Origin of the sequence: Cupriavidus sp. 2TAF22 (assembly GCF_052115045.1) — a bacterium.
GTDB lineage: Bacteria > Pseudomonadota > Gammaproteobacteria > Burkholderiales > Burkholderiaceae > Cupriavidus.
This window is the reverse complement of the sequence record NZ_JBFRFX010000088.1, coordinates 1-11079: the sequence shown is the minus strand read 5'-3', so window position 1 is coordinate 11079 and position 11079 is coordinate 1. Positions and strand designations below refer to the sequence as shown.

Below are 11079 nucleotides of genomic sequence, written 5' to 3'. Positions count from 1 at the left end.
CGCCGCCCGCGGCCCCGACGCTGCGGGCGGCACCGGCCGCCAGGCCGAGCGCGGCGGCGCACGCCAGCAGCACGGCTTTGCGCGCCGGGATGTGCAGTGAAGACATCTGGATCATGGTGTTCCTTGTCTGAGGCAGGGCGCGGCGGCGGCCGCGCGGCGTGCTGAAGTGCATCATCGCACACGATTCCGGACGCGGTGCTGCATCGTGTCAAGCATGCATAAGTGTCTTTTGGATCACCGCAAAGCAGGGCGGGCAGCGCGAAGGCGCGCGAAAAACGCCGGTGCGGACGCCCCGAAACCCGCATAAGACCATGTTATCGGGCATGAATTGGCACGCGGCCTGCGTTTTCTCCTAAAATCCGCTATCTTTCTCACTTTTGAGTCGGCGTGTCTTCCAGCCTTCGGACCGGAGCCGCCTTGTTGAACGCAACCGGCAAGCTTTCGCCCGCCATTGGCACGAGGCCCTTCGACGCCGGCGCTACAAAGCGCTCTCCAGCGCCTTTTTCATGAGCAATCTCAACCAGCAAAGCATCCTCTCCGTCCACCACTGGACCGACACGCTCTTCAGCTTCACCTGCACCCGCGATCCTGGCTTCCGCTTCGAGAACGGCCAGTTCGCCATGGTGGGCCTGGAGGTCAACGGCCGCCCGCTGCTGCGCGCCTACAGCATCGCCAGCGCCAACTACGAGGAAACGCTGGAATTCTTCAGCATCAAGGTGCCTGACGGCCCGCTGACCTCGCGCCTGCAGCACCTGCGCGAAGGCGACCAGATCTTCGTCGGCAAGAAGCCCACCGGCACGCTGCTGGTCGACAACCTGCTGCCTGGCAAGACCCTGTGGCTGCTGGCCACCGGCACCGGCCTGGCCCCGTTCCTGTCGATCATCCGCGACCCGGAAGTGTACGAGCGCTACGACAAGATCGTGCTGACCCACACCTGCCGCTTCGTCGAGGAACTGGCTTACCGCGAACTGATCCAGGAGCACCTGCCGCAGCATGAATACCTGGGCGAACTGGTGCGCGACAAGCTGGTGTATTTCCCCACCGTGACCCGCGAGGAATTCGACAACCAGGGCCGCATCACCGACCTGATCGCCTCGGGCGAACTGTTCGAGCGCCTGGATGTGCCCTCGTTCTCGCTCGAGAACGACCGCATCATGCTGTGCGGCAGCCCCGACATGCTCAAGGATGTGCGCAACATCCTGGTCGAGCAGCACTTCGTCGAAGGCAATATGAACCACCCGGGCCACTTTGTGCTGGAAAAGGCCTTCGTCGGCTGAGCCTGCCGCTCACACCTGATACGACGGGCGACAGGGATGTCGCCCTCGCTTCCCGGCGGGGTTTTTCCCGGCGGCTAGGCCTGCTGGCGGGACATCACCCAGAAGTGCATGCCCAGGGTGGTCAGGAAGACCCCCGCCAGTTGCATCCATCCCGAGTCCGCTCCCAGCGCCAGGCATAGTCCCGCCGCGCCTGCGGCCGCGCCTGCGCGCCCGCGCCAGGCGCCGCGCCGCACGCCATGTCCCGCGCACGCCGGACCACCCGCTTCGTCAGCCGGTACGGGGCCTGCCGCCCCTTGCGCGATCGCGCTCGCTTGTTCCGTCGTTCGTTCCATTGCCTTGCTTCCCCGCTTTGCCGGCAAGGCCGTCATGCCTCGCGCCCGGCAGGCTACCGCGCGCCTGAGCGCCGGCGCAAAGAAGGAAACTGCCCATCGATATGCGCCCACCGGCTTTGGGCGCCCTGGCGTGAACCGCATATTCACTTGCGTTCTTATTCGTTAAGAACCGCGCAGGCGCGGCGTATGTTCACGGCTTGTCCGCGCGGACCGGGCCCATCGCCCATGCCGCCGCATCCCGAACCAGGAACAGGAGTCTTCGATGAGCGTGGAAATCATTGGCATGATCCAGACCCAGAAGCAGTCGGAGATCCATCCGGCCAGCGGGCCGGTGGTGGATCGCGACTATGTGCGAGCCTTCGCGCAGGCGCACGAACAGGCCGGCTTCGACCGCGTGCTGGTGCCACATCACTCCACCGGGCCCTCGGCCACGCTCACCATTTCCTACGCGGCGGCCGTGACCGAGCGCGTGCATTTCATGCTGGCGCACCGGCCCGGCTTTACCGCGCCCACGCTGGCGGCGCGGCAGATCGCCTCGCTCGACCAGTTCAGCGGCGGCCGGCTCGGCGTGCATTTCATCTCCGGCGGCTCGGACTCGGAGCAGCAGCGCGACGGCGATTTCCTCAGCCATGACGAGCGCTACGCGCGCACCGATGAGTACCTCGGCATCCTGCGCCGCATCTGGACCGAGGACAAACCGTTCGATCATGAAGGCAGGTACTACCGCTTCACGCAGGGCTTCTCGGAGGTCAAGCCAGCGCAGCGCCCGCATGTGCCGGTCTTCTTCGGCGGCGCCTCGGACGCCGCCATCGAGGTCGCCGGGCGTCATGCCGATGTCTACGCGCTGTGGGGCGAATCGCTGGACCAGGTGCGCGACATCACCACGCGCGTGCGTGCCCAGGCCGCGCAGAACGGCCGGCAGGTGCGTTTCTCGGTCTCGTTCCGCCCGATCCTGGCGCAGACCGAAGCGCTGGCCTGGGAGCGCGCCGAGCGCATCCTCGCGCAGACGCGCAGCCTGCGCGACGCGGCGGGCCTGGGGCAGGGCGGCCCGCAGCAAAGCGAAGGCGCGCGCCGCCTGCTGGCCGCGGCCGGGCAGGGCCCGCGCGTGGACAAGCGCCTGTGGACCGAGATCGCGAAGCTGACCGGCGCACGCTCCAACTCGACCGCGCTGGTCGGCACGCCCGAACAGGTGGCCGATGCGCTGCTGGACTACTACGACCTTGGCGTCACCACCTTCCTGATCCGCGGCTTCGATCCGCTGGAAGACGCGGTGGACTACGGCCGCGAGCTGATCCCGCGCGTGCGCGAACTGGTGGCGCAGCGCGAGGCGGCAACCGGCGCCGGGCGCCGCGCGGCGTGACGACGACAGGCATATGACGAACCGCAACATGACGGCATCCAGAAGACAATTCCTGCGCCTGGGCGCGGCGGCGGGCGTGGCAGTGGCAAGCGGCACGCTGCCGCTGGCCGCGGCGGCGCAGGCGCGTCCCGTGCTCAAGGCCGGCGACCAGAAGGGCGGCCTGCGCGCCTTGCTGGAGAGCGCGGGCGAACTGAAGAACCTGTCCTACGACATCCAGTGGACGGAGTTTCCCGCCGCCGCGCCACTGGCCGAAGCGCTCAACGCCGGCGCGGTGGATTGCGGCCCCATCGGCGACGCGCCGGTCATCTTCGCGCTGGCCGCGGGCACGCCCATCAAGATCATCGGCGCCAACCGCTCGGACCCGTTCGGCACCGCCGTCCTGGTGCGCGCGGATTCGCCCCTGAAGACCGCGGCGGACCTGCGCGGCAAGAACATCGGCACCAACCGCGGCTCCATCGGCCACTTCGTCACGCTCAAGGCGCTCGCATCGGCGGGGCTCAAGCCGGAGGACGCCAACCTGCGCTTCCTGCCGCCGGCGGACGCCAAGCTGGCGCTGGTCAACGGCTCGATCGATGCCTGGGCCACGTGGGAGCCTTACACCGCGCTGGCCGAGACCAGCGGGCACGCGCGCGTGCTGGTCAACGGCCGCGGCCTGTGGTCGGGCCTGAGCTACCTGGCCGCCACCGACAGCGCGCTGGCTGCCAGGCGCGAAGTGCTGCGCGACTTCCTGCAGCGCGCGGCGCGCGCGCAGGCGTGGTCCTACCAGCATGTGGATGGCTTCTCCGCGGCGCTGGCGCGCATCATCGGCATCCCGCCCGAAGCGGCACGGCTGCAGTTCGAGCGGCGCCGCACGCAGTGGCGCAATATCGATGCCACGCTGATCGCGGAGCAGCAGCGCACGGCGGATTTCTACCTGAAGGCGGGTTTGCTCCGGCAGCGGCTGGATGTGCGCACCACCTTCGATACGGGCTTCCCGCTGGCCGCCCAGGCGGCGGCGTAGCCAGCCGCCGGCCCGGCGCTCAGAGCGGCAGGACGGGTTCGGGCGCCAGCGCGCACACCACCCGGTTGCGGCCACTGCGCTTGGCTTCGTAGAGTGCTTCGTCGGCGCGCCCGTAGGCGTGCTCGAAGCTGGTGCCGCGCGGGTTCCAGCTCACGCCGAAGCTCGCCGTCACCTGCAGCCCGGGCGCCTCGGCAAAGACACAGGCCGCAATGCGCAGGCGGATGCGGTCGGCCAGTTCCATCGCGGCGGCGAGCGAGCGCGCCGGCAGCAAGGCCGCGAACTCCTCGCCGCCCATGCGCCCGACGGTGCCCGCATCCAGTACGGCCTGCGCCAGGCAGTCGGTGATGCCGCGGATCACCGCGTCGCCCACCGGGTGGCCGAGTGTGTCGTTGACCCGCTTGAAGTGGTCGATGTCCAGCACGATCAGCGCCATGCTGCCGCCGGCCAGGACCATGCCGGCCTGCTCGATCACCGCGCCGCGGTTGAGCGCGCCGGTGAGGGTGTCGCGCGTGGCGCGGAACGCAAGCTCGCGCGCCAGCTCCTGCAGGCGCTGGTTGAGCCGGTTCATTTCCAGTTCCTCGCGGTCGCTGCGCCGGATCAGGCGCCGCGTCTCGCGCATCAGCCGCTCGTAGTGGCCAATCAGCTCGCCAAGCGTGCGGCGGTACGCCTCGGCGCTGGCGCGCGGGTCGCCGAAGACCGCGCGCGCCCCGGCCAGGGCGCTGTTCTCCGACTCGAAAAGATCAGGCTCGGACATCGGCGGATCGGCGCGTATCAGCCTGCGGTGGTGGCGTGGTCGATGAACTCGATGGCAGGGAAATCGGCGTGCAGCTCCTGCCCGAACTCCAGGATGGTGTCGTCGTCGACGTCGTGGTACCAGTTCACGATCACGTGGTTGCCCTTGTCGGCGGCGTCGTTCATGGCGTCGAACATGCTGAACAGCACCTTGGTGCTGGAGCTGTTGAAGTAGGTCAGCGCCACATGCGCGGTGACCTCGGTGTCCTCGCAGGCGGCCAGGTACTTGCGCAGGCGCACGATCACATCGCCGTAGAACACGGCGGCGTTCTCGGGATAGGACTCGCCCTTGAGCGACAGCGTATGCCGCGCGAAGTCGAGATTCACCTCGGGCGAGGAGGGGGTTGCGGCGATGAACAGGTTTTCCATGACGTTCTTTTCTCGTCCTGCTCAGATCGTGGCGACCAGGTGGAACATGGTCGAAGCCGGATCGGCGTCGATCGGCTGGAAGTTGTACTCCAGGGGCGCGCTGGCGTCGCGCGCCACGGTCAGGAAGCCCAGGCCGGCGCCCTTGCTTCCCTCGGGTGCCTCGGCCCGCATGGTCTCCTTGTAGGCCTGCTTGATCTGGTCCAGCGTCATCGTGCGCAGCGGCTCCAGCGCGGCGCGCAGCTGTGCCACGCGCGAGATCGCCACGGGGTTGGAGCACATCAGGCGGTAGCGCTCGTCGATCATGCTGATGCACACCGAGCCGTGGCGCAGCTGGTTGGTGTCCTGCGTGGGTGGCGTCAGCGCGTCAGACGAGTAATGGACGATGTTCTGCGCCATCTCCACGAACGACGAGAACAGCTTGCGCCGCGTGCCGTTGTCCACGCCGCTGACCGCCAGCTGAAGCCGCACCGCGTCCGACATGGCAGCGATGATGTTCTGGGAGAAATAGCCCACGTAGTAGAAGATCACGTTGCGTTCCCGGGCCATTTCGAAGAAGGCCCCGTATTCATGGTCAATCGAAGTACCGCTCATCGGCGTTGTCATCGACGTTGTCATCGGCGTTGTTGTCAGGCCCCGCCACGCATTCCCGGCTATTGAACGCGGAAGCAGAAGAAGGTGAGGTCGTCGCGGCGGCTCTGCTGGCCTTGCCAGGCGCCGTACTGCGCCAGCACGGCCTGGTTGATGCGCGCGGCCGGCTCGAGCCGGGCGGCCCGCACCGCCTCGCGGATACGGCGCTTGCCGAAGGCGATCTCCTTGGGCCCGCCGATCTGGTCGACCAGCCCGTCGGTGGTCACGAACACCAGGCTGCCCGGCGCGGTCTGCACGGTGCGGTTGCGCCATGCGAAATCCATGCCGGTGTCGACATAGCCCGCGCCCATGCGCTCGCCGTCCACCATCTCGCCGTCGTCGTCGCCCGCATGCAGCACGAACAGGGAGCTCTTCGCCCCCGCGAAGGACAGCCGCCGGCTGGCGTTGTCGAACCAGAAGAAGGCCGCGTCCAGGCCGTCATTGGATTCAGGCGTATCGCCGTTGCATTCCACCTGGCCGAGCATCTGCTTGATGCCGCGGTTGACCGCCATCAGCAGCGCGCCGGGGTCGCGCGGGCCGCGCTGCTCGATCGCCTGCGTCAGGATGGACGAGGCGATCAGCGTCATGAAGGCGCCCGGCACGCCGTGCCCGGTGCAATCCGCCAGGGCCGCGAACCAGCCGTCCTCGAATGCCGCGAAGTGATAGAAATCCCCGCCCACCACGTCGCGCGGCTCCCACACCAGCCCGGCATCGCCGAGCGTGCGGGCCATGGCCTCGCGCGAGGGCCGCAGCATCGAGCGCTGGATGATGCTGGCGTAGTCGATGCTGTGCATGATCTGGCGGTTCTTCTCCGCCTGCATGTCGGCCACCACCCGCATCAGCTGCAGGCCACGCCCGAGGCCGAGGAAATGGCCGTCGCGCGCGATGATGAAGCCGTCCGCGAGCGCCTTTTCACCGTATTCCACCGCCTTGAAGGTGAGCGCCTCGATGCTCATGGCCGCGTCCACCACGAGCGGCTCCTTGTCCATGAAGGCGATGCAGCTCTTGCGGTTGTACAGTTCCCGGTGATAGGGCTTGCTCATCTGCGACATGAAGATCGCGCGGTTGATCAGCCCGATCGGCCTGTCATCCTCGGTCACCGGCAGGCTGTCCAGGTCGCGGTGCTTGCCGAAGACATCCAGGACGTCCTGGTTGGTCTGCTCCGTGGTCACGGATGGCGTGGCGGCGCACAGATCCTCCGCGCAAGGCTGCCGGAAGCGGGCACGCCCTGCACGGGTTTCAACCCCACTGGAACCGGCCGGAACGTCAGACATCGCCAGGGAATCCGGATGATTTGGAAACCGCCGATTCTAGGAGTGGCGTATGTCGGCTTTGTGACGGTTTGAAGAAAAGAGGGGATTTACGGGGGTATTTCAAGAAGGACCGCTCCGGCCGCCGACACGCGCCGGCACGCGCCGGCCCGCTGCGACGGGCTCGCGCGGCGGAGTGGCGGGCGCGCCTTCAGAGGCCGAGCTGCCGCGCGGCCAGGTCCTTCATGATCTCCTCGGCGCCGCCGCCGATCATCATCACCTTGACCTCGCGATACAGGCGCTCCACCCGGCTGCCGCGCATATAGCCCATGCCGCCGAGCAACTGGACTGCGCGGTCGGCGCAGAACTGGAAGGTCTGCGTGGCGAGGTTCTTCGCCATGGCGATCTGCGCCACCGGCGCCGCGCCGTCGTCGAGCCGGCTGGCCAGGTCGTCCAGCATGGCGCGCGTCGATTCGATACGGGTGGCCATATCGATGAACTGGTGCCGCACCACCTGGTGTTCCACCAGCCGTTTGCCGAACGTCTGCCGCTCGCGCGCCCACGCCAGCGCGTCGTGGAAGCAGACCTGCGCGTAGCCGCAAGCCGCCGCCGCGAGCGCCAGGCGCTCATGATTGAAGTTCTTCATGATCGCGGCAAAGCCCTTGCCTTCCTCGCCGATCAGGTTCTCCGCCGGCACCCGGCAGTCTTCGAAGAACAGCTGCGCGGTGTCGGAAGCCCACCAGCCCATCTTCTTGAGCGGCGTGCGCGTGAAGCCCGGGGTATCGCGCTCGATCAGCAGCAGCGAAACACCCCTGGCATCCGGGCCGCCGGTGCGCACCRCCACGGTGAAATAGTCGGCCCGCATGCCCGAGGTGATGTACAGCTTGGTGCCGTTCACCACGTAGTGATCCCCGTCGCGCCTTGCGGTGGTGGCCAGGTGCGCGACGTCGGAGCCCGCCGCGGGTTCGCTGATGGCGAGCGCGGAGATCTTCTCGCCCGCGAGGATCTGCGGCAGGACCCTGGCCTTGAGCGCTTCGCTGCCGGCCGCGGCGATCGGCGGCGCGCCGATCGTGTGCGAGAACAGCCCCGACGCGATGCCGCCGGAGCCGCCCCAGGCGCGCTCCTCGAACAGGATCATGCGATAGAACGCGTCGCAGGGCGCGCCGCCATAGGCCTCGGGAAAGCCGGGTTGCAGCAGGCCCGCCTCGGCGGCCTTGCGGTAGAGCTCGCGCGGAAAGCTCTCGGCCTCGTCCCAGGCCTCGGCATTGGGCGCGACTTCCTTGTCGAAGAAGCGCCGCACGGAGGCGCGGAAGGCCTCGTGCTCGGCGGTGTAGTAACGGGGGTTCGGCGGCTGCAGGATCATATCGTGGCTGGGCATCTCATTGTGCGGACGGGTCCAGGCATTGCGGTGCCTGGTAGAGCGGAAAGCCGTCGAACGGCACCGAGCGCCGGTGCTCGGGCAGCGGCCAGGTGTGCTTGGCATTGGGCACGCCGCCATCCACGCGCAGCGTCGATCCCGTGATGAAGGCCGCCGCCGGCGAGAGCAGGAATACCACGGCGGCCGAGACCTCCGCCTCGGTGCCCAGGCGCTGCAGGGGGACCTTGCGCCCGAGTTGCCGGATTTTCTGCTGGAACGCCTCGGGGTAGGTATCGAAGCCGGAAGAGGCGATCCAGCCGGGCGCCACCGCATTGACGCGCACCCCCGACGCCGCCCATTCGCACGCGGCCGTCTCGGTGAACGACAACATGCCGGCGCGCGCCGCGCCGGAGTGCCCGAGGCCCGGCATGCCGTTCCACATGTCGGCGATGATGTTGACGATGGCGCCGCCGTTGGCCTCCATCCATTGCGTGAAGCATTCGCGCGCGACCAGGAAGCCGCCTGTCAGGTTGTTGCGCACCACGGCTTCCCAGCCCTTGAGGCTGATATCGCGCAGGGCCGACGGATACTGGCCCCCGGCATTGTTGAAGAGGCCGTCGATGCGGCCATGTGCCGCCAGCGCCGCGGCCACGGTGTCGCGCACCTGGGCTTCATCGCGGATGTCGCAGGCGTGCACGCTGACCCGGCCGGTAGCATCCGGCTGCGCGGCGACGATCTCCGCGCGCACCTGCTCCAGCTTCTCGAGCTTGCGCCCGGCCAGCGCCAGCCGGCAGCCGAGACTGGCCAGTTCGTGCGCCGTGCAGCGGCCGATGCCGCTGCCGCCACCGGTGATCAGCACCGTCTGCCCGGCGAACAKGTCCCGGTGGAATACGGATCGGTATTGCATGCCTTGTCCTTTCGGTTGGATTCGCGATGGATGTCGTTCAGCCGGCGCTCAGTCCCAGCCGCTTGACCAGCTTGCCCTGGCTCTCGAAGCGCTGGCGCGCGAACGCCGTGTAGTCGGCGCTGTCGAGGTACGCCATTTCCTGGTCGAGCCGGTCGAGCAGCCTGGCCGTGGACGGCTCGTAGAGCGCGCTTTTGAAGGCGTCGTGCAGCACGCGCACCACCTGCGGGTCCATGTCGCGCGGGCCGGCGATGCCGAACGGGCCGGTCGAGACGATATCGATGCCGAGGTCGCGCAGCGTGGGCACGGCGGGCCAGTGGCGCGAACGCCGGGCCGTCCACAGCACCAGCCAGCGCGCCTTGCCGGCATCGACGTAGCTGCCGATGGTGCCCGCGGTGATGCCCAGGTCGATGTGCCCGCCGAGCGTCGCCGTGATGATCTCCGCCTCGCCCTTGTAGGGCACGTGGTTGAGCTGGATGCCCGCCTTCTGGCAGATCTCCTCCATCGTCACGTGCATGGTGCCGCCCGTGCCGGTGGTGCCGTAGCTGATCTTGCCGGGGCGCCGCCTGGCGTCCTCGACCAGGTCCTGCCAGGTCTTCCAGGGCGTTTCGCTGCGCGTGGCCACGCCGAGCGGATAGCCGCTGAGATGGATGATGTAGGTGAAGTCCTGGAGCGGGTCGAACTGCGTCTTCTGCAGGTGCGGCAGGCGGAAGACCGGCTCCGGCATCACGGTGAGCGTATAGCCGTCGGGGCGGGCGCGCGCCACCAGGTTCGCGCCGAGCAGCCCGGACGCGCCCGGGCGGTTTTCGACGATCACGGGCTTGCCCAGGGTCTTGCCCGCGCTTTCCGCCAGGGCGCGGATGACGGTGTCGGTGGCGCCGCCCGCGCCGAAGGGCACGGTGAGCGTGACCGGCTGGGCCGGGAATGCGGCCGCTGCCGCGTGCCGCGAGAGCGCCGGCAGGGCAGTGCCGAGCGCCAGCGTCAACATGGTCTGGCGGCGTTTGCGATCGAAGGCTGCTGGTTTCATCGGTGTCTCCGTCTTGATTTTGTGGTTCCGATCAGCGAGGTACTGCGCGCGGTTTCAGTCGTGGTGCTCCTGGAGAACGAGTGCGTCGAGCGCCACCGCGCCGTGGCCCGCCGCCTTGACCAGCAGCGGGTTGATCTCCAGCTCCGAGAGCGTGTCGCCCAGCGCGAGGGCGGCATCGGAAACCGCGGCGATCGCGCGCGCCGCCGCCTCGACGTCGGCGGGTGGGCGGTTGCGGTAGCCGGTCATGAGCCGATAGCCGCGCAGCTCGGCGAGCATCGCGTGCGCGATCTCCTGGTCCACCGGCAGCAGGCGGTGCGACACATCCTGGAACACCTCCGTGAAGATGCCACCCAGGCCGACCGTCATCGCAAGCCCGAACACGGGGTCGCGCGTGACGCCGACGATCAGCTCGCACTCGCCGGCTTCCATCTTCTGCACCAGCACGCCGCGCAGCTCCGCCGCGGGCGCGGCCCGGCTCGCGGCCGCCGCAATCTCCCCGGCAGCCGCGCGGACCGATGCGGCGTCCGCGAGGTGCAGGCGCACGCCGCCCACCTCGGTCTTGTGCGGGATATCGGGGCTCAGGATCTTGACCACCACCGGGTAGCCAAGCGCCTCCGCGGCGTCCGCGGCCGCCGCGGGCGTGGTGGCCGCGCGCACGTCGCCGACCGGCACGCCATGGGCGCCGAGGTATTGTTTCGCCTCGTACTCGTCCATGCGCGCGCACGACGGCGCGGGCGCCGGCAGCGTGCGCGCCTGGCCGCGCGCGGCACGCAGCGCGCCCCAG

General features: G+C 68.6%; 12 protein-coding genes. 3 read left to right on the top strand and 9 right to left on the bottom strand.

Annotated features, from left to right (window positions below):
- Positions 1 to 506 precede the first annotated feature (506 nt).
- A complete protein-coding gene (locus AB4Z48_RS39970; RefSeq protein WP_441624350.1) occupies positions 507 to 1277 on the top strand; it encodes a ferredoxin--NADP reductase in 771 nt (256 codons plus the stop codon).
- A gap of 74 nt (positions 1278 to 1351) precedes the next feature.
- Here AB4Z48_RS39970 and AB4Z48_RS39965 read toward each other — a convergent pair whose 3' ends face one another.
- Positions 1352 to 1609 carry a hypothetical protein gene (locus AB4Z48_RS39965; protein ID WP_441624348.1) on the bottom strand — a complete coding sequence of 86 codons (258 nt, stop codon included), beginning with the start codon at positions 1607 to 1609 and terminating at the stop codon, positions 1352 to 1354.
- A gap of 262 nt (positions 1610 to 1871) precedes the next feature.
- On the opposite strand from AB4Z48_RS39965, the gene AB4Z48_RS39960 reads away from it, so the two are divergent.
- Positions 1872 to 2969: an LLM class flavin-dependent oxidoreductase gene (locus AB4Z48_RS39960; RefSeq protein WP_441624346.1), complete on the top strand. Its 1098-nt coding sequence runs from the start codon at positions 1872 to 1874 to the stop codon at positions 2967 to 2969.
- A gap of 28 nt (positions 2970 to 2997) precedes the next feature.
- Entirely contained in the window at positions 2998 to 3969 is a 972-nt protein-coding gene (locus tag AB4Z48_RS39955) for an ABC transporter substrate-binding protein (protein ID WP_441624352.1), read from the top strand.
- 19 nt (positions 3970 to 3988) lie between these two features.
- Here the strand turns inward: AB4Z48_RS39955 and AB4Z48_RS39950 are convergent, their stop codons facing one another.
- The 8 genes from AB4Z48_RS39950 to AB4Z48_RS39915 form a co-directional block, all read right to left on the bottom strand.
- Positions 3989 to 4723, bottom strand: coding sequence for a GGDEF domain-containing protein (locus AB4Z48_RS39950; protein ID WP_441624344.1), 735 nt, complete (start codon positions 4721 to 4723; stop codon positions 3989 to 3991).
- Between the two features lie 17 nt (positions 4724 to 4740).
- The gene (locus AB4Z48_RS39945) at positions 4741 to 5130 is read right to left on the bottom strand and encodes a DUF1987 domain-containing protein (RefSeq protein ID WP_441624342.1); all 390 of its coding nucleotides are present in this window, start codon (positions 5128 to 5130) and stop codon (positions 4741 to 4743) included.
- A gap of 21 nt (positions 5131 to 5151) precedes the next feature.
- Complete coding sequence (locus tag AB4Z48_RS39940) at positions 5152 to 5721, bottom strand: SiaB family protein kinase (protein ID WP_441624340.1); 570 nt, start codon at positions 5719 to 5721, stop codon at positions 5152 to 5154.
- Positions 5722 to 5780: 59 nt separating this feature from the next.
- The gene (locus tag AB4Z48_RS39935) at positions 5781 to 7031 is read right to left on the bottom strand and encodes a SpoIIE family protein phosphatase (protein WP_441624338.1); all 1251 of its coding nucleotides are present in this window, start codon (positions 7029 to 7031) and stop codon (positions 5781 to 5783) included.
- 187 nt (positions 7032 to 7218) lie between these two features.
- On the bottom strand, positions 7219 to 8385 hold the full coding sequence (locus AB4Z48_RS39930) for an acyl-CoA dehydrogenase family protein (protein ID WP_441624337.1): 1167 nt from the start codon (positions 8383 to 8385) through the stop codon (positions 7219 to 7221).
- 1 nt (position 8386) lies between these two features.
- Complete coding sequence (locus tag AB4Z48_RS39925; protein ID WP_441624335.1) at positions 8387 to 9271, bottom strand: SDR family oxidoreductase; 885 nt, start codon at positions 9269 to 9271, stop codon at positions 8387 to 8389.
- 37 nt (positions 9272 to 9308) lie between these two features.
- On the bottom strand, positions 9309 to 10295 hold the full coding sequence (locus AB4Z48_RS39920) for a tripartite tricarboxylate transporter substrate binding protein (RefSeq protein WP_441624333.1): 987 nt from the start codon (positions 10293 to 10295) through the stop codon (positions 9309 to 9311).
- Between the two features lie 54 nt (positions 10296 to 10349).
- Positions 10350 to 11079: acetate--CoA ligase family protein (locus AB4Z48_RS39915; RefSeq protein ID WP_441624331.1), on the bottom strand; the 730-nt coding region annotated here is incomplete at its 5' end.